17 protein-coding genes are annotated in these 18,339 nt (G+C 64.6%); 10 read left to right on the forward strand and 7 right to left on the reverse strand.

Annotation, left to right across the window (positions count from 1 at the left end):
- Positions 1 to 154: 154 nt before the first annotated feature.
- From FJ936_RS05315 to FJ936_RS05330, 4 genes are read left to right on the forward strand one after another with little or no spacing between them, the layout of a single operon-like run.
- Positions 155 to 1,159 (forward strand): MoxR family ATPase, encoded by a 1,005-nt coding sequence (locus FJ936_RS05315; protein WP_023770308.1) that lies wholly within the window; start codon positions 155 to 157, stop codon positions 1,157 to 1,159.
- Positions 1,159 to 2,124 carry a DUF58 domain-containing protein gene (locus FJ936_RS05320; RefSeq protein WP_141906207.1) on the forward strand — a complete coding sequence of 322 codons (966 nt, stop codon included), beginning with the start codon at positions 1,159 to 1,161 and terminating at the stop codon, positions 2,122 to 2,124. Before FJ936_RS05315 ends, FJ936_RS05320 begins: the two co-directional genes overlap by 1 nt.
- A complete protein-coding gene (locus FJ936_RS05325) occupies positions 2,121 to 4,943 on the forward strand; it encodes a DUF4159 domain-containing protein (RefSeq protein ID WP_141906208.1) in 2,823 nt (940 codons plus the stop codon). The genes FJ936_RS05320 and FJ936_RS05325 overlap by 4 nt, the downstream gene beginning before the upstream one ends.
- Before the next feature lie 58 nt (positions 4,944 to 5,001).
- A complete protein-coding gene (locus FJ936_RS05330; protein WP_141906209.1) occupies positions 5,002 to 7,074 on the forward strand; it encodes a hypothetical protein in 2,073 nt (690 codons plus the stop codon).
- A 102-nt stretch (positions 7,075 to 7,176) separates the two neighbouring features.
- Here FJ936_RS05330 and clpS read toward each other — a convergent pair whose 3' ends face one another.
- The 4 genes from clpS to FJ936_RS05350 form a co-directional block, all read right to left on the reverse strand.
- Positions 7,177 to 7,482, reverse strand: a complete 306-nt coding sequence (gene clpS, locus FJ936_RS05335; protein WP_015316053.1) for an ATP-dependent Clp protease adapter ClpS — start codon at positions 7,480 to 7,482, stop codon at positions 7,177 to 7,179.
- 129 nt (positions 7,483 to 7,611) lie between these two features.
- On the reverse strand, positions 7,612 to 7,926 hold the full coding sequence (locus FJ936_RS05340) for a hypothetical protein (RefSeq protein WP_140665118.1): 315 nt from the start codon (positions 7,924 to 7,926) through the stop codon (positions 7,612 to 7,614).
- A gap of 162 nt (positions 7,927 to 8,088) precedes the next feature.
- Positions 8,089 to 8,382, reverse strand: a complete 294-nt coding sequence (locus tag FJ936_RS05345) for a hypothetical protein (RefSeq protein ID WP_140617674.1) — start codon at positions 8,380 to 8,382, stop codon at positions 8,089 to 8,091.
- A 38-nt stretch (positions 8,383 to 8,420) separates the two neighbouring features.
- On the reverse strand, positions 8,421 to 8,720 hold the full coding sequence (locus FJ936_RS05350; RefSeq protein ID WP_015316050.1) for a hypothetical protein: 300 nt from the start codon (positions 8,718 to 8,720) through the stop codon (positions 8,421 to 8,423).
- Positions 8,721 to 8,999: 279 nt separating this feature from the next.
- Here FJ936_RS05350 and FJ936_RS05355 point away from each other — a divergent pair, with 279 nt between their 5' ends.
- Together FJ936_RS05355 and FJ936_RS05360 are read left to right on the forward strand one after the other, a co-directional pair.
- A complete protein-coding gene (locus FJ936_RS05355) occupies positions 9,000 to 9,716 on the forward strand; it encodes a response regulator transcription factor (protein ID WP_015316049.1) in 717 nt (238 codons plus the stop codon).
- Positions 9,713 to 11,122 (forward strand): ATP-binding protein, encoded by a 1,410-nt coding sequence (locus tag FJ936_RS05360; protein WP_140617672.1) that lies wholly within the window; start codon positions 9,713 to 9,715, stop codon positions 11,120 to 11,122. The genes FJ936_RS05355 and FJ936_RS05360 overlap by 4 nt, the downstream gene beginning before the upstream one ends.
- 112 nt (positions 11,123 to 11,234) lie before the next feature.
- Here FJ936_RS05360 and choV read toward each other — a convergent pair whose 3' ends face one another.
- The 3 genes from choV to FJ936_RS05375 all read right to left on the reverse strand — a co-directional run bounded on the left by choV (position 11,235) and on the right by FJ936_RS05375 (position 14,338).
- A complete protein-coding gene (choV, locus tag FJ936_RS05365) occupies positions 11,235 to 12,416 on the reverse strand; it encodes a choline ABC transporter ATP-binding protein (RefSeq protein ID WP_015316047.1) in 1,182 nt (393 codons plus the stop codon).
- Positions 12,413 to 13,267, reverse strand: a complete 855-nt coding sequence (choW, locus tag FJ936_RS05370) for a choline ABC transporter permease subunit (protein WP_140665124.1) — start codon at positions 13,265 to 13,267, stop codon at positions 12,413 to 12,415. The genes choV and choW overlap by 4 nt, the downstream gene beginning before the upstream one ends.
- Before the next feature lie 135 nt (positions 13,268 to 13,402).
- The gene (locus FJ936_RS05375) at positions 13,403 to 14,338 is read right to left on the reverse strand and encodes a choline ABC transporter substrate-binding protein (protein WP_023781406.1); all 936 of its coding nucleotides are present in this window, start codon (positions 14,336 to 14,338) and stop codon (positions 13,403 to 13,405) included.
- 262 nt (positions 14,339 to 14,600) lie between these two features.
- On the opposite strand from FJ936_RS05375, the gene FJ936_RS05380 reads away from it, so the two are divergent.
- From FJ936_RS05380 to FJ936_RS05395, 4 genes are all read left to right on the forward strand, one after another.
- Positions 14,601 to 15,212, forward strand: coding sequence for a thymidine kinase (locus tag FJ936_RS05380; protein WP_140617670.1), 612 nt, complete (start codon positions 14,601 to 14,603; stop codon positions 15,210 to 15,212).
- 130 nt (positions 15,213 to 15,342) lie between these two features.
- Positions 15,343 to 15,732 carry a cytochrome c family protein gene (locus FJ936_RS05385; RefSeq protein ID WP_140617669.1) on the forward strand — a complete coding sequence of 130 codons (390 nt, stop codon included), beginning with the start codon at positions 15,343 to 15,345 and terminating at the stop codon, positions 15,730 to 15,732.
- A gap of 319 nt (positions 15,733 to 16,051) precedes the next feature.
- Complete coding sequence (locus FJ936_RS05390; RefSeq protein WP_141906210.1) at positions 16,052 to 17,140, forward strand: hypothetical protein; 1,089 nt, start codon at positions 16,052 to 16,054, stop codon at positions 17,138 to 17,140.
- Between the two features lie 40 nt (positions 17,141 to 17,180).
- Positions 17,181 to 18,326, forward strand: a complete 1,146-nt coding sequence (locus FJ936_RS05395) for a hypothetical protein (RefSeq protein ID WP_140617667.1) — start codon at positions 17,181 to 17,183, stop codon at positions 18,324 to 18,326.
- Positions 18,327 to 18,339 lie beyond the last annotated feature (13 nt).

Here is an 18,339-nt window from a genome sequence, read left to right on the forward strand (position 1 = left end):
ACGAAATAGTCACTGTTGTTCCGCTTGTCAGCCTAAGTCTGTGATTTAAGTTCAACCATAGGCGCTCCGCGAGGCCGAATCGCGGCAGTCTATGGTATGGTGCGGGCCAGCATTTCCAAACCATGGCATTTCCAACCAAAGGGATCGATGCGGCATGAGCGTGATGGTCAAGGAAAGCCCGATCAGCGAAACGGACATGGTCGCCGAGGCCGAGAAGGCACTTGCCGACATCTCCAGGATCCGTGACGGGGTTGGCCGGGTGATCTTCGGCCAGGAGAACGTCGTCGAGCGTACGCTGGTGGCGCTGCTGGCCGGCGGCCATGCGCTTCTGGTCGGTGTGCCGGGCCTCGCCAAGACCAAGCTGGTGGAGACGTTGGGCGTCGTGCTCGGGCTCGATTCGCGCCGCATCCAGTTCACGCCCGACCTGATGCCGTCCGACATCCTCGGCTCCGAGGTCATGGAGCAGGACGAGACCGGCAAGCGCTCCTTCCGCTTCATTTCCGGGCCGATCTTCGCCCAGCTGCTGATGGCCGACGAGATCAACCGCGCCTCGCCGCGCACGCAGTCGGCGCTGCTGCAGGCGATGCAGGAATATCATGTCACCATTGCCGGCGCGCGCTATGACCTGCCTTCCCCCTTCCATGTGCTGGCGACGCAGAACCCGCTGGAGCAGGAAGGCACCTATCCGCTGCCCGAAGCCCAGCTCGACCGCTTCCTGATGCAGGTCGACATCTTGTACCCCGAAATCGAGGCCGAGCGCCGCATCCTGCTGGAAACCACCGGCGTCGAGGACGCGAAAGCCCAGAACGTGCTGCAGCCGGCGCGGCTGAAGGAGATCCAGACACTGATCCGCCGCATGCCGGTACCCGAAAGCGTCGTCGAGGCGATCCTTACCCTGGTGCGCTCGGCGCGTCCGGGCCAGGGCAATGCCGACACGGACAAGCATGTCGCCTGGGGCCCGGGCCCGCGCGCCAGCCAGGCGCTGATGCTGTGCACCAGGGCCCGCGCGCTCTACGACGGACGCCTGGCGCCTTCGGTCGACGATGTCAGGGCGCTGGCCGAACCGGTGCTGCAGCATCGCATGGCGCTGACCTTCGCCGCCCGCGCGGAGGGCACCAGCGTGCGCGACGTGGTGGCGAAACTTGTGAAAGGCATTTGATGGCGCGTATCGGCGAAGTCCAGGCCCCGGCAGCGACGCGCGATGCGCTCGCCCGAGGCCGGTTGCGGGCTTCGCTGGTTCCCGACCTGCTGGTCGAGGCGCGCCGTATCGTCAACACCGTGATCGCCGGCTGGCATGGCCGCCGCAAGCGCGGCATCGGCGAGAATTTCTGGCAGTTCCGGCCCTATGTCGAAGGCGACGCCTCGCGCATCGACTGGCGCCGCTCGGCCCGCGACGACCACACCTATGTGCGCGACCGTGAATGGGAAGCCGCCCACACCGTCTGGCTGTGGGCCGACCCCTCGCCATCCATGCTCTACAAATCGACGGGAGCCGGCGTTTCCAAGCAATCGCGCGCGCTGGTGCTGACATTGGCCATGGCCGAGCTTTTGTCACGCAGCGGCGAACGCATCGCCTGGCCTGATCTGACCGATCCATTCACCGCCCGCAACGGCGCCGAGCGCATCGCCGCCCAGCTCATGCATGCCGGCGAACTGCCGGCAAAACCCGATCTCTCCAACATCAGGCGCTTCTGCGACATCGTCATCGCCAGCGATTTCCTCGATCCCGTCGAGGAAACCATGGCCTGGCTCGACGTGCTCGCCCGCCACGGCGTGCGCGCCCATCTGATTGAGGTTGCCGACCCGGCCGAGGAAACCTTCCCCTATGCCGGCCGCACCGAGTTCACCGATCCCGAGACCGGCGACAAGCTGACCGCCGGCCGCGCCGAGATGCTGGCCGATGAATACCGCCTGCTCTACACCGCTCGCCGCCAGGAGCTGGCCGGCTGGTGCAAGCGGCTTGGCTGGAGCTTTACCGTCAACCACACCGACCGGCTCGCGTCCGACGCGCTGGTGCGCCTGCACATGGCGATGACCGCCGATGGCGGGCATGCCGGTATCATTGCCGGCGATCAGCCCAGGCTGATCGCCAAGGGCGAGCAGCCTGGAAAGGCGGTCGCATGAGCTGGCTGCCGCTCTCCTTCGGCGCCCCCATGGTGCTGTGGGGCCTGCTGGCGCTGCCGGTGATCTGGTGGCTGCTGAGGCTGACGCCGCCCAAGCCGCAGACCGAGGTGTTCCCGCCGCTGAAGATCCTGGCCCGTGTGCTCAAGCGTGAGGAAACCCCGCAGCGCAGCCCCTGGTGGCTGACGCTGCTCAGGCTGCTGATGGCCGCCCTCGTCGTCGCGGCATTGGCCGAACCGGTGTTCAACCCGCGCGAAAAGCTGCCGGCCGAGGGTGCCGCGCTTGCCCTGGTCATCGACAATGATTGGGCGAGTGCCGCCGACTGGAACAAGCGCGTCGCCACCGCCGAGCGGCTGATCAAGGACGCCGGCTCGAACGGGGTGCCTGTTATCATCGCCTTCACCGCCGAAAAGCCCAATGCGGAGATCGGCCCCTTCGATGCCGCCGTCGCGCTCGACCGGCTGCGCGCCGCCAAGCCGCGGCCGATCCCCACCGACCGGCCCGCCGTCTATGCCCGCGTCGCCGGCATGCTGGAAACCTTGCCTGGCGCCAGCGTCGCCGTGCTGGCCGATGGCCTGGCGGCAAAGGGCGACGAGGCCGCCTTCAACACGCTGTTGTCGAAAAATGCCGCCCGTATCGTCTGGGCGGTGGCCGACCGGCTGTCGCTGACTGGCCTGACATCAGCCGAAAACCAGGTTGATGGCTTTGGTTTGACCGCCATCCGCGCGCCCGGCGACCCCGCCCCGGCGCAGGTCACCGCCGGCGCATTCGACGACAAGGGCCGCCGCATCGCCGATGCGACCCTGAGCTTCGCGCCGGGCGAAGCCACGGCCACCGGCACCATGGCGGTGCCGTTCGAATTGCGCAACGATTTCGCCTCGATCGCGCTCGATGGCGAACGGCATGCGGGTGCCGTGCGCGTGCTCGACGAAAGCTCCAAACGCCGCCGCGTCGGGCTGTTGTCGCAAGCCGAGGCCGACCAGGCGCAGCCGCTTCTGTCGCCGCTCTACTACATCAGGCGCGCGCTGCAGCCCTTCGCCGATCTGGTCGAGCCCTCCAGCGCCGATCTCGCTGACGCCATCCCGCAGATCCTCGACCAGAAGCCGGCGATGATCGTCATGGCCGATATCGGCACCATTCCCGCACAGGTCCGGCAAAGACTGGTCGACTGGGTCGACAATGGCGGCACGCTCGTGCGTTTCGCCGGCTCGCGGCTGGCCGCTGCCGGCAATGACGACGATTTGCTGCCGGTCCGCCTGCGCACCGGCGAGCGTTCGCTCGGCGGCGCGCTGTCATGGACCTCGCCGCAGCCGGTCACCGAATTTCCCAAGGCCGGCCCGTTCGCCGACCTGGCGCCGCCGACCGAGGTCACGGTGACCAGGCAGGTGCTGGCCGAACCGACACCCGACATCGTCGAGCGCACCTGGGCGGCCCTCGCCGACGGCACGCCGCTGGTGACCGGGCTGAAGAAGGGCAAGGGGACGCTGGTGCTGTTCCATGTGACGCCCGAGGCGACGTGGTCGAACCTGCCGATCTCGGGCAGTTTCGTGGAGATGCTGCGCCGCATCGTGCAATTGTCGCGCAACCAGGGCGCGGCGATCGCCAATGCCGAAGCCGCCGCCACGTCGCTGGCGCCCTATCGGATGATCGCGGCCGACGGCTCGCTGGTGCCGCCGACACCGGATGCACGGCCGCTGGTGCCGGGCGCAGGACCACTGCCGGTCACCTTCGAGAACCCGCCTGGCCTCTACGGCTCGGAGACCGGCGTCTTCGCCCACAATCTGCTCGACGCCTCAAGCACCTTTGCCCCGCTGGCGCGCCCGCAAGTGACGGTGCCTGTTACCACCGTCCAGTACGCCTTCGATGAATCGCGCAACCTGAAGGGCACGCTGGTCGCGGCGGCTCTGCTGCTGATGCTGCTCGACACGCTGGCGGTGTTGTGGATGGGCGGCCTCTTTTCGCGCCGGCCGGGCCGTGCCGGTGCGGCCGCGACCACAGCCGCCGTGCTGATCGCGCTTGGCGCACTGTTCGGCCATGCCGATGTCGCGCGCGCCGACGATGCCAAGCCGGGCGATCAGGTCGCTATCGAGGCGATTTCGAAAACCCGCATCGCCTATGTGCTGACAGGCGTCCCGGGTGTCGATTCGATCAGCCGCGCCGGGCTCGAGGGCCTGACCCGTTTCCTGATCGAGAAGACCGCCTTGGAGCCGGGGGCGCCGGCCGGCGTCGATATCTCGAAGGACGAACTGTCCTTCTATCCCCTGATTTACTGGCCGATCGATCCGGCGGCACCGATGCCAAGCCAGACCGCGATCGCCCGCATCGACGCCTATATGCAGCAGGGCGGCACCGTGCTGTTCGACACCCGCGACCAGTTCGCCAACGGCATCGGCGCCGATTCCACCAGCCCGGCGACCGAGCGGCTGCGCGACATCCTCGGCAACCTCAACGTGCCGCCGCTGGAGCCGGTGCCGTCGGACCATGTGCTGACCAAATCCTTCTTCATCCTGCCCGAGTTTCCCGGCCGCTTCGCCGGCAGCCCGCTCTGGGTCGAGGCATCGCTCGATGCCAGCAATGCCGACAACCGGCCGGTGCGCACCGGTGACGGCGTATCGCCGATCATGATCACCGCCAATGATTTCGCCGGCGCCTGGGCGGTTGACGAGAATGGCGATCCGCTGCTGCCGACCGTGCCGAACGATCCGATGCAGCGGGTCTACGCGCTGCGCGCCGGCGTCAACATCATGATGTACATGCTGACCGGCAACTACAAATCCGACCAGGTGCATGTTCCCATCCTGCTCGAACGGCTGGGGCAGTAGGATGACGTTCTTACTCCCCACAGCGGGTCAACTCTCTCCACAACGGAGAGGATGAAGCATGAACTGGTCGATCTCCTTCGAACCGCTTCTATCCTGGCCGCTTCTGGCCCTGGTGCTGGTACCGTTGGCGCTGCTGGCGCTCGTCGGCCTGTGGTTTCGCCAGCGCGGCGCGGTCCTGCGCCTGGTCGCCCTGCTGGCGCTCGCCGCCGCCCTCTTCAACCCCGTATTCCTCAACGAGGAGCGCGAGCCGCTGAAAAGCGTCGTCGCGCTGGTCGTCGACCGCAGCCAGAGCCAGGACATTGGCGACCGTACCAGGCAGACCGACGAGGCCGTGGCCGGGTTGCAGCAGCGTCTTGGCCGCTTCAAGCAGTTCGACGTCCGTGTCGTCGAGGCCGGCAAATCCGACGCCGCCGAGGAGCGCACGGAAACGCGGCTGTTCGGAGCGCTGGAAGGCGCCTTCCGCGACGTGCCGCCCTCGCGCATCGGCGGCGCCATCATGGTCACCGACGGCGAGGTGCATGACACGCCGTCGGGCACGCCCGGGTTCAACGCCCCGCTGCATGCCCTGATCACCGGCAACGACCATGAGAAGGACCGTCGTATACGTTTCGAGAACGCGCCGCGTTTCGGCCTCGTCGGCAAGCCGCTCGACATGAGCTATCGCGTCATCTCGACCGAAAACGAGACCGGACCGGTCGATGTGCGGGTCTCGGTCAATGGCGAGCAGGTTTCGGTCGAGCATGCCACGGTCGGCCAGGCCATGCCGCTGCAGGTGACCATCCCGGGTGCTGGCCGCAACATCATCGAACTTGCCATCGACCGTGAGCCGGGCGAACTGACCGACACCAACAACCGCGCCATCGCGCTGGTCGACGGCATCCGCGAGAACCTGCGCGTTCTGCTCGTTTCGGGCGAACCGCATGCGGGCGAGCGCACCTGGCGCAATCTGTTGAAATCCGACGCCTCGGTCGATCTCGTTCATTTCACCATCCTGCGGCCGCCGGAGAAGCAGGACGGCACGCCGATCAACGAATTGTCGCTGATTGCCTTCCCGACCCGCGAGCTGTTTGTCGAAAAGATCAAGGATTTCGACCTCATCATTTTCGACCGCTACCAGCACCGCGACGTGCTGCCGATCCTCTATTACGATTACATCTCCGAATATGTCGAAAAGGGCGGCGCGCTGCTGATCGCCGCCGGTCCCGAATATGCCGGCGAGGCTTCGATCGCACGCACGCCGCTGATGTCGGCGCTGCCGGCCATGCCGACCGGCGAGGTTGTCGACAAGGCCTTTTATCCCCGCCTCACCGAACTCGGTCAGCGTCATCCGGTGACGCGCGGCCTCGACGGTTCGGCCACCGAGCCGCCGCACTGGAGCCGCTGGTTCCGCACCATCGGCGTGCAGAACCCGCAGGGTGAAGTGGTAATGAAGGGCGCCGACAACCGGCCGCTGCTCCTGCTCGACCGCAGGGGCGAAGGCCGCGTCGGCATGCTTCTGTCCGACCAGGGCTGGCTGTGGGCGCGCGGCTTCGAGGGCGGCGGCCCGCATGTCCAGCTCTACCGGCGCATCGCCCACTGGCTGATGAAGGAGCCCGAGCTCGAGGAAGAGCGGCTGACCGCCGAGGGACGCGGCATGGTGCTGGAGATCCGCCGCCAGACCATGGCCGACGATCCCGGCCCGGCGCAGATCATCACCCCCTCCGGCAAGACGCTCGCCGTCAAGCTCGACAAGTCCGAGCCCGGCGTCTTCCTCGGCAGCATCCAGACCAGCGAGATCGGACTCTTCCAGGTCGCCAATGGCGATCTCACCGCGCTTGCCCATGTCGGACCGGTCAACGCTCCGGAATTCGCCGACGTCGTCTCCACGCAGGAGCGGCTGAAGGCGCCGGCGGAAGCCACCGGCGGCAGCGTGCGCCGGTTGGCGTCTGCCGCGGGCAGCGACGTGACGCTGCCTTCCATCGTGCCGGTGCGCTCGGCCGGCGAGGCGTCGGGCAGCGACTGGATCGGCCTGCGCACCACCGACGACAGTGTGCTCAAGGCCGTGTCGCGCGTGCCGCTGTTCGGCGGCTTCCTTGGCCTGGGCCTGTTGCTCCTGGCGATGGGTTCGATGTGGTACCGCGAGGGACGATAGAGCGGTGCGCTCCTACTTTCTCCCCGTGTAGTGACGCGGAGAGCGACGCTGTCGCGAGTGGTTTCGCCAATCGTCGAAACCAAGGCTATGACGAGCCCCTCCTCACTCCTCCGGTTCCGTCGTGAACAGCAGTGGGTAGCCCTTGGCCTTGCCGGCGTCGGTCGCCCGCGTCGCCTTGGTCTCGGCGACATCCCTGGTGAAGACCGCGACCACGCAGACGCCACGCTGGTGCGCGGTGATCATGACCCGGTGCGCCTGGTCCTCCGAGAGCTTGAACTCGCCCTTCAGCACCGTGACCACGAATTCGCGCGGCGTGAAATCGTCGTTGACGAGGATGACCTTGTAGAGCTTCGGCCGCTCTGTCTGCGGCTTGACCTTGGTGCGCGGTTTTGTGGTGATTTCAGGCATTCGAACCGACTGTTTTCGCGATCAGCTTAAGTCCGCATTTTGCCACGGGCGGCAGTGATCGTCCATTTACGGACCGTCGGCGGGCGGGCCCGGTCCTCCGGGGTCATGTGGGGAATTGTCGGTCGCGGTTCAACGGCCCTGACGGCCGAAGACGCGGCGCGTTGGGTCGGCATCCGCCCGGCGTTCCAGCCATGCCGCGATCGGCCATCCGGCAACACAGATCAGCGTCACGCCGGCGAGCACGATCAAAAGCCATGCCTGCACCGGCGTGATGTAATCCCAGTTGCTGGAAATCGCCGGTGCGAACAGCGAAGGCTCGGTGCGCCCGCTTGCAGGGTCCGGCACGGGGCTGGCGGTGAGCAGAATCAGCACCCTGGCGACGCCGGTGGCAACCAGGCCGCCGATCACCATGGAGCGAAAAATGGACGAAAGCCGCTTCTTCATGCGGATTGTCCTACAGGGCCGGCATTGCAAACGGGTTAAGCACGATCGAGATGCGTGGCTGGAAGCCGCCGGCGTTCAGCTCATCGACCATGCCCTTGGCAGAAGGCCGCCCCAGCCGGTTTGCGGCTGGGGCGGCCTTGCTAGAACTAACCTCGAAGCTGATCAGGGCTTCTTGGGAGCAGCCTTCGCAGGAGCCGCCTTCGCGGGAGCCGCCATCGCGGGGGCCTTCTTGACCGGGCACTTGTGCTTCTTGGTCACCTTGCAAACGGTCTTCTTGGCGACCTTCTTCGGAGCAGCCTTGGCCGGAGCAGTGGTCGTCGCGGCGGCAGCCGGAGCGGTGGTCGTGGTGGCAGCGGCCGGGGCAGCGGTCGTGGTCGCGGCAGCGTTGCCGAGAACGGGCATCGAGAAGGCGAGAGCGACGGCGAGACCAAGGGCGGACAGGAGGGATTTTTTCATGGCTTCGTTTTCCTTTTTTGTGCGGGTCGTTTTGAGTGTCACTGGACCGGGTCGTTCGGTGTCACTCCAAGCAGCTTCAAAGCATTGGCGAGCATCCGGATGCCCTGCGCCTGTTTCTTGGCGGCGCAGTACCGGTTGCCCTTTCTCTGAAGTGCCTTTGCCGCGGTGACCTGCGTTGCCGTGGCATGGGTTTCGAGGGCTTCATCAAATTGGTGGCTGAGATTGGCGCACCGTTCGCTCCGGGTCAGCGGCGCCTTTGCGTCTGATTGGTCGACAGCGGCAGTGAGCAGGCCAAGGCCCAGCAAAACTCCCAACAAACTGATCGACAATCTTGGCATCGGTTTATCCGTGAACCCGGAGACTAGCGTCGCAGCCGATGACCTGACCGCCACGGCACCGTTATGCCGGCCTACCTTTTCAGGAGTTTTTCCCGATTGTAGAATTTTGTTTCTGAATTGTGTCTGGCCAGGCCACGCCAAGCTGGCCGTTGCTTCATGTGGAGACGGCGGAATTCATTTTTCCTTGAAAAGCAAGGCACTGGCCAACATACGGCCCGAATTCTATCGTGTGGCTCACGAGCCAAAAATGGCGTGGCTCGCAAACCAGACAGGGCAGCTGTGAAATCCGAGACACACATACTGATCGTCGACGACGACAAGGGCATTCGCGACCTGCTTCAGGAGTTCTTCCAGAAGCGGGGTCTGCACACCTCGGTTGCCGCCGACGGCACCGAGATGGAAACCATCCTGCGCCGCACGCAGGTGGATCTGATCGTGCTTGACGTGATGCTGCCCGGCAGGAGCGGGCTGGAACTGTGCCGCGACATCCGCGCCCAGTATACGACGCCGATCATCATGCTGACCGCCGTCACCGAGACGACCGACCGGGTCGTCGGGCTCGAGATGGGCGCCGACGACTATGTGCCCAAACCCTTCGACCCGCGCGAATTGCTGGCCCGCATCCGCGCCGTGCTGCGGCGCAATGGCGCCGCCGAGCCCAAGCGCGCCACCACCAAGCAGATTTACCACTTCGCCGGCTGGACGATGGACTGCTCGCGGCGGCGGCTGACCGCGCCCGACGATGTCAGGGTCGAACTGACCATGGCTGAGTTCAACCTCCTGCAGACCTTCGTCAAGAGCGCCCAGCGCGTGCTGACCCGCGATCAGCTCATCGAACTGTCCGGCGGCGACAGCGACTATTCCTTCGACCGCAGCATCGACATCCTTGTCTCCAGGCTGCGGCGCAAGATGGAAGATGATCCCAAGACGCCCAAACTGATCCTCACCGTGCGCAGCGGCGGCTACCAGTTCCTGCCCGAGACGACATCCGAATGAGACGTTTCCTGCCGCAGACCTTGCCTGTCTGGGTGCTGCTGATCGTCATTGCCGGCCTGCTGATCAGTCAGGTCGCGACGCTTTATATCGTATCGCGCGACCGCGCCGCCGCCAACGACGTGGTCGACCTCTACCGCCTCAACGACCGCGCCTTCTCGCTCGTGCAGCTGATGCACGACGCCACGCCGGAGGAGCGCAAGGCGACGGCGACCGGGCTGTTCAACTCCACCTACGCGCTCACCGTCTCGGACACGCCCGCCGTCACCTCCTCGATCGCCGGCGACGACGAACTGGCCGAACTGGAAGACATTCTCGTCGGCCGATTGTCCAAGTTCGGTATCACCGACGCGCGCGTGCGGCGCGATCCGGCGACGCGCGAAGCCGACGATGCCGGCGGCGCGGCACCGGGACCCGAGATCGGCCAGGTGGAGCGGGATCTTCTGGTGCTGGCCGCCGATTTCGCCCAGAGCGACAAGCTGACGGCTTCGCTGCGCTTCGCCGACGGCCAATGGCTGAATTTCACCGAACCGATCACGCCCGTCGGCCCGATCCTGAGCGTCGATAGCCTGCCGCTCTATTCGCTGATCGCGGGGCTGGTGGTGATCATGTCGATCTGGTCGCTGCGCCGGCTGACCGCGCCCTATCGGATGATGGAAACCGCCGTAAACCGGATCGGCAACGACCTCAAGAGCCCGCCGATCGCCGAGAGCGGCAGCCGCGAGGTACGCGCCGCCGCCAAGGCGATCAACGCCATGCAGGCGAGGCTGCGCGAATATGTCGAGGATCGTGAGCACCTGGCGGCGGCCCTCGCGCACGACCTGCGCACGCCGATGACCAGGATGCGGCTGCGCCTGGAGCTGTTGCGCAGATCACCGGCGCGCCAGGCGCTCGCCCACGATCTCGCCGACATCGAAAGCATCGCGAGTTCCGTGATAGACTTCGCCAAATTCGAGGTCACGGAAGAGAAGGCCGAACGGATCGATTTCTGGTCGCTCGTCGAATCGGTCGCCGACAGCTACGAGACCGTGTCCTTCGACAATGACGACGTCCGTTCGCGAGGCCTGATCTGCATGGCGCGGCCGGTGGCTCTCAAGCGCTGCGTCACCAATCTGGTGCAGAACGCCGTCACCTACGGCAAGCAAGCGCATCTCAGCCTCAGCCGCTTGGACGGCACGATCACGCTCGCCATCCGTGACGAGGGACCGGGCATTCCCCAGGCCCAGATCGACGCCGTCTTCGGCTCCTTCGTGCGTCTCGAACAGTCCCGCAACCGCCAGACCGGCGGTCTCGGGCTGGGGCTGACCATTGCCCGCAACATCGCGCGCGCGGCGGGCGGCGAAGTGCGCCTATCCAACCATCCAGACGGCGGCCTGCTGACCGAGTTGCGCCTGCCGATGGCGGCTTAGGACATAGCCGCCTGAAGCGCGTCGCGCCGAAGCGGATCAGGCGCCGCGCTTCAGTCTTCGTTTTTGTGCATGTCGTCTTCCCAAAACCGAGGTCACTTTTGGGCGACATGCATCAGCGCCGCAGCACCGCGCTCAGCACGTCGCGGATGCCGATCGCGCCGACGAAGCGCGACTGGTCGTCGAACAGCGCCACGGGTGCGGTCTGCGACCGGTGCATGGCCAGCATCACGGTCTTCAGCGAGGTGCCGGGATTGGCCCAGAACACTTGCGCCAACTCCTCCGGCTGGCCCTCGACATCGGCGCAGGACACCCATACGGCCGGCTTGCCGTCGCGCTCGGCCGCCGCCACCAGCCCGTGTTCGTCGATCTTGAAGCGCGTCGTCTTGCGCCGGTCGAGCCACACCCAGCCGTCCTTGCCCTGTTCGAGATCGCGGCGGTCGCGCATCACGTTCCAGGCGGTCAGCACCGAGAGCGGGTTCACATTGGCGATGAAGTCGCGGACATAATCGTTGGCGGGGCGCAGCACGATGTCTTCCGGCGCGCCGGTCTGGACGATACGGCCGCCCTCCATGATAGTGATGTGGCTGCCGATCTTCAGTGCCTCCTCGAGATCGTGGCTGACGAAGATGATGGTCTTCTTCAATTCCGCCTGCAGCTGCAGAAGTTCGTCCTGCAGCTTGGTGCGGATCAGCGGGTCGAGGGCCGAGAACGGCTCGTCCATCAACAGGATAGGCGCCTCGGTGGCGAAGGCACGCGCCAGGCCGACGCGCTGCTGCATGCCGCCCGACAGCTCATGGGCGTATTTGTTCGACCATTGGTCGAGATTGACCAGCTTGAGCTGGCGATGCACCCGCTCCTTGCGCTCGGCGTCCGGCACGCCGGCGAGTTCGAGGCCGAGCCCGACATTTTCTTCCACCGTGCGCCATGGCAGCAGGCCGAACTGCTGGAACACCATCGCCACCTGCTTCTGGCGCAGCCGCCGCAGGGTCGGCTCGTCGCAGGTGACGACATCGACCGTGCGGTCACCGTCCTTGACCAACACTTGGCCGCGCGACACCACGTTGAGCCGGTTGACCGCGCGAAGCAGCGTCGACTTGCCCGAACCGGACAGGCCCATCAGCACCGAGATTTCGCCTTCATGCACGGTCAGGCTGGCGCCGGCGCAGCCGAGCACATTGCCGGTCTTCTCGAGGATTTCGGCCCGGGTGGCGCCCTTGTCGATCATCGCCAGCGAGCCGGCCTGGTCGGCGCCGAAGACGATATCGACATTCCTGAAATCGACGGCGACGGTCATTTCTTGCCTCCAACGCCAATGCGGGTCATCCGGTCGAGCACGATGGCGAGCACGACGATAGCGAGACCGGCCTCAAGGCCCAGATCGATGCGGCGCGAACCGAGCGCCCGGTTGATTTCCGTGCCGAGCCCGCCGGCGCCGATCAGGGCCGCGAACACCACCATCGACAGCGACAGCATGATCGACTGCGTCAGACCCGCCATGATGGTCGGCAGCGCCGAGGGCAGCTCGACCTTCCACAACAGCTGGCTCTTGGTGGCGCCGAAGGCCTCGCCGGCCTCGATGATCGACTTCGGTACCGAGACGACGCCGAGATGGGTGAGCCGGACCGCGGTCGGGATGACGAAGATGATGGTGACGATCAGGCCGGGCGCATTGCCAAGACCGAACAGCGTCAGCACCGGGATCAGGTAGACGAAGGTCGGCAGCGTCTGCATCAGGTCGAGCACCGGCAGCATGATGCGATAGACCTTCGGCTTGTGCGCGGCCCAGATGCCGAGCGGCACGCCGATCGCCATCGCCGCCGCCGCCGCCGCGACAACCAGCACCAGCGTCTGCACCGTCTGTTTCCAAAGGTTCTGGTTGATGATGAAGATCAGCCCGATGAAAACGCCAATGGCGAGCGGGCGCGAACGCTGCAGCAGCCAGGCGATGACGGCAATCACCAAAGCGAGCAGCACCGGCGGCACCATCAGCAGGATGTTGACCAGCCCGTCGAGCAGAAAATTGAGGCCATTCGAGAACGCCCTGAAGACGGTGTCGAAATTGTCGGTAAGGAAACCGAAGAACGCCTTTCCCCAGGCGCCGATCGGGATCTTGTGATCGACCATGAACTTGGAAATCGGATCCATCTCACCCCTCGTTTGCCAGAGCTCTGCCTTCGGCCCCGTACTGTCGCGACGTCATCTTGTCACAGGATACGAAAAAGGGCAGCCTTTTCCACAAAGACTGCCCTCTGTTTCGGTCACGCCGAAATCAAAGTCGGCTCAGCTTCCGAGCGCGGTCTTGACCGCCGCCGCAGCGTCGCCGCCGTCGAAGGTGGTCACGCCGGCGATCCACGGCTTGACCGCATCCGGGTTTTTCTTCAACCAGTCGGTTGCCACCTTGTTGGCATCGCTGCCCTTCAGGATGGCGTCCATCATCTGGCCTTCCATATCCAGATTGAACTTCAGGTTGGCGATGAACTTGCCGACATTCGGGCACTCGGTCATGTAGCCCTTGCGCACATTGGTCGAGACGGTGGCCGCGCCGAAACCGCTGTCGCCCATGCCGTCGAGATAGGTGATCTTCATGGCGCCCATCACCGGATGCGGCGTCCAGCCGAGGAAGGCGATCCACTCATTGCTCTTCATCGACTGCTCGGCCTGCGTCAGCATGCCGGCCTCCGAGGATTCGACCAGCTCGAACCCGTCGAGATTGTCCTTCGGGTTCTTGATCATGTCGAGGATGATGCGATTGCCGTCATTGCCGGCCTCGATGCCGTAGATCTTGCCGTTGAACTTGTCCTTGAACTTGCCGAGGTCGGTCAGCGACTTGACGCCGGCATCCGCGACATAGGTCGGCACGACGATGCCGTAACCGGCGCCGGCCAGGTTCTGGCTGACGGTCTCGACCGAACCGTCGGCCGTATAATCCTTGATGTCATTGGTCATCGACGGCATCCAGTTGCCGAGGAAGACGTCGAGGTCCTTGTTCTTCAGCGACGCATAGGTCACCGGAACCGAGAGCTGGATCACCTGCGGCTCGTAGCCGAGCGCGGTGAGCAGCACCGAGGCCAGCCCGGTGGTGGCCTGGATGTCGGTCCAGCCGACATCGGAGAGGCGAACCGCCTTGCAGCTTGCCGGATCGCCGGCGAAGGCGGCGCTCGTGGACAGGAAAGCCGCCAGGCCTAGGCCGGCGACGAAGGAATTCATGCGCGACATCTGTATTCTCCCATTTCGATTCTTTGGCGAAGCGAAGTTACGGTTTTTGTGCCCGCCTTGTTTCGTCAGCCAAACACCATTCTGGAGTGGTTTCAAGCGCTAAGACAATCACGATCAACGGCGCTGGCTGGCCCATCAGCGACACAGCTGACGCTTTCCGCGCCGAGCCCAAGCGCAATCTGCCTCGGCAATGGCGGCTTTTTCAGGGGAATGCGGCGCCGGCCCCTCCCCGAGGCCTGGCAAGTCGGCTTAAAAGAGCGGCATGGCCAAGCTTTACTTCCACTACGCGACGATGAATGCCGGCAAGACGACCATGCTGTTGCAGGCGTCGTACAATTACCGCGAGCGCGGCATGACGACGATGCTGTTCGTCGCCGGCCACTACCGCAAGGGTGACACCGGCCTGATCTCGTCGCGCATCGGGCTGGAAACGGAAGCCGAGATGTTCCGCGACGGCGACGACCTGTTCGCCCGCGTCGCCGAGCATCACCAGCACACGGCGGTGCATTGCATCTTTGTCGACGAGGCGCAGTTCCTGGAGGAGGAGCAGGTCTGGCAGCTTGCCCGCATCGCCGACCGGCTCAACATCCCGGTCATGTGCTATGGCCTGCGCACCGATTTCCAGGGAAAGCTGTTTCCCGGCTCGCGCGCGCTGCTGGCGATCGCCGACGATCTGCGCGAAGTGCGCACCATCTGCCGCTGCGGCCGCAAGGCGACGATGGTCGTGCGCCTCGGTCCCGACGGCAAGGTGGCCAGGCAGGGCGAACAGGTGGCGATCGGCAAGGACGTCTATGTCTCGCTCTGCCGCCGGCATTGGGAAGAGGAAATGGGCCGCGCCGCACCTGACGACTTCATCGGCTTTATCAGCCGCTGAATGGGGCTCGCTGGGGCGTCGGCGTGGGTAGCTGGCTGCCACCTCTTGTCGGCCGCGCCGTTCTATGGTGCCTTTGTTAAGGCCAGCGCCCTATTTTCCCACCCTCAGCCAGAGCCTCCCGGGGTCAGCCATGCTTCGAGCCGCCTTGTCCGCCAGCCTTCTTTTGCTTGCCACCTCCGTTACCGCCCGGGCCGGGGGCGATCCTGTGCTGGGCAAACATGTTTTCAACCGATGCATGGCCTGCCATGAGGCGGCGTCCGACCGCGACAAGGTCGGCCCGCATCTGATGGGCGTCGTCGGCCGCAAGGCGGGAACCGCCGAAAGCTTCCTCGGGCATTATTCGGACGCCATGAAGAGCGCGGGTGCTGCCGGCCTCCTCTGGGACGAGGCAAATCTTGCCGAATACCTCAGATCGCCCAAGCTGAAGGTGCCCGGCAACAGGATGGCCTTTGGCGGCCTCAGCAATGACGACGACATCGCCAACGTCGTCGCCTATCTGAAGGCCGACCCCAAACCCTGAGCAGACGCCGTTCGTCGTCGGACGGGCCGGCTTGTGCCGCCGTGTGGGGCTGCAAATGGCCAGTTGTTGTCGAGTTTAGGAGCCATTCGCTTCCGCGTGGATGGATTGCTTTGCCGGCATGAAAGTTCAAAACCAGCTGAACAAGGCTTGGCCTGCCAGTTGATCACGCCATGACCACGGCTCCATTGGCTTTCAAGGGTTCGGCCGGATATTTGTTTTCGCGCCACCCACTGTCTTCACGTCTTTCAATCCCCTGATACCCCACATATATTCGCCGCTGTTCGCAACCAGCGAGCGGAAGCCGAAGCGGGAGGCCCCTATGGCGACATTGCAGGATTTCGATGCCGAAATTGCCAAGACCAAGCAGGTCGTCCAGGACATGCGCACCAAGATCGAGCAATCCGGCACCGTGCTCGACACGCTTGCAACCACCGACAAGAAGATCGGCGACGCCAACTTCGACATCGAGAACGCCCGCATCGAGGATGTACTGAAGCAGCAGAAGGTGATGGAAGGCAACATCGCCGACCTGATCATCGGGTTGGAGGACGCCACCAATGTTTTCGGCGCCGAGTTCGAGAGCATGAAGAACTATACCGGCTGGGAAAACTTCGTCGGCGTTTTTTCGGCGCAGCGCAAGCAGCGCATGCGCACCGATCGCGTCCGCAACATGTCGCTGGCCGGCAACCTGCAGGAGCTGCTGGCCAAGTCCGATACCATCGTCGGCATATTGAAGGCGCAGAAGGAAATTCTCGACCAGCGCTACAAGACCTCCGAGGCCAGCCTGTCGCAGGTGATCGAGCGCCGCAAGACCACCATGACCAACCTCGAAACCGTGCAGAAGCGCATCGAGGAGCTCAATCCGATGCTGCTCGACATCGAAAACAGGATCGCCGCCTCGACCAGCCAGAAAGACCGCACGCAGCTCGAGGGCGAGCGTTCCAAGCTCGCCACCGAATACAATGAAAAGCAGGCGAAGGAGCAGGAGCTGCTGGCCGAAAGCCAGACGCTGGAGCGCTATACCTCGATGTTCCAGACCTTCGTCGATTCGCTCAACAACCAGATCGCCGCGCAGTCGACGCTGATCAACAAGCTGACCATCGATACCGAACAGCGCATCGTGCTCTACAAGGCGCTCGAGGACTCGCTGAAGACGGCCGCCCAGCAGGACGTCGCCCACAAGATCAACACGCTGGGCAGCCAGGTCGACAACACGGCCGAGGAAACCATGGCCGGCATCGGCGCCGCCTCGCAGAAGCACATCGGCGATCTCTTGGAGATGCACGAGAAGAACATGGTCGCCAGCGCCGACATCCAGCGCCGCAAGAAGCTGGCCGACGATGCCTTTGCCCGCCGCTTCGACGAAGTGCTGAAGAAGCACAATTCGGCCAACTACGTGCAGTCATAATTGCCGCGCGCACCGGTGCGACAATCCCAGGACTGACAGCATGCCCCCCGAAAACGACGCCGCGGCGCGGTATTTCTCGGCAATCACGGCCGCGCTCAGCGGCCTTGAAGTGTTCATGCGCGACGACCGCTCGCCGCTTTACCGACACGGCATCGTCGCCAAGATCGTTGCCGAGTACATCGCTCGGCTCGACAAGTCCTTTTCCTGCTGGCGCAACCGGCTGGGCTTCATGGACACGTTCCGCATTTCGCGCGCCGAGAGCGGCTACCCGGTGTTCCAGAACCTGCTTGAACTGGAAAACGACCGCCTGCAGGCCGACGCGCGGCTCGCCAACATCCCCCAGGCCGGCGAGCTGCGCGAGGAGATGGCCGACTTCATCCTGCGCCACAAGGAGTTTCCCGAGGCGCTGCAGAAATCGATGGCCGAGCGGCTCTATCTCGAAGACGTCAAGAGCGAGCAGACCTTCGGTCCGTTCACGCTGGCGCAGACGGCCAAGGTGTCGGTCAATCCGAAGACGGCGCGGCCTTATTACCTCGTCCACTGGGCAAGCTTCGACGGCAGCGCCAACCTGCCTCTGGTCTACATGGTGACGGTGGAGGATTCCTCGGAAAGCATGGTCCGCCAGCTTGTCGACCGGAGCGGCAAGCTCAACGACAAGGTCGACATTCCGCTGCCCGTCGACGGCCTGCTCAACCCCGAGCTTGCCCACCGCTTCGACGATTTCACCGAGAAGAATTCGGCCTATACGCTGTCGCCGGCGACCATCGCGGTCAATCTCGACAAGGATTTCGAGCCATTGCACCCCAAACAGCTGAGGCGGGTGGTGCTTGGCCCCTTCTACTCGGCAGGCATCACCGACAACAACTCGACGGTGACGGAAGTGCTGGCCAAAGTGCGCAAGCCCGAAAATGCCTGGCTTTTGACCTGGACCATCCAGGAAGTCTATTCCAAGGGCGAGAAGCCCGGCCGCAAGGGCCTGTTCTCCAGCGAGAAGACGACGCAGGAATTCTTCATCAACACCGACGACCTGGAAGCCGCCCGCCAGGGCGTGTCGAGCTACGAAAACCACGCGCTGATCCCGCACGAAGCCTACCAGGCGCTTTACGCGGCCGGCGAAGCACAGAAGATCTTTGGCGGCTACAAGGTTCACATCCTGTCGAATGGGCAGGTCATCTCAGACGTCTGACCGTCACACCGCG

It is taken from the genome of Mesorhizobium sp. B2-4-13, assembly GCF_006658535.1.
GTDB lineage: Bacteria > Pseudomonadota > Alphaproteobacteria > Rhizobiales > Rhizobiaceae > Mesorhizobium > Mesorhizobium australicum.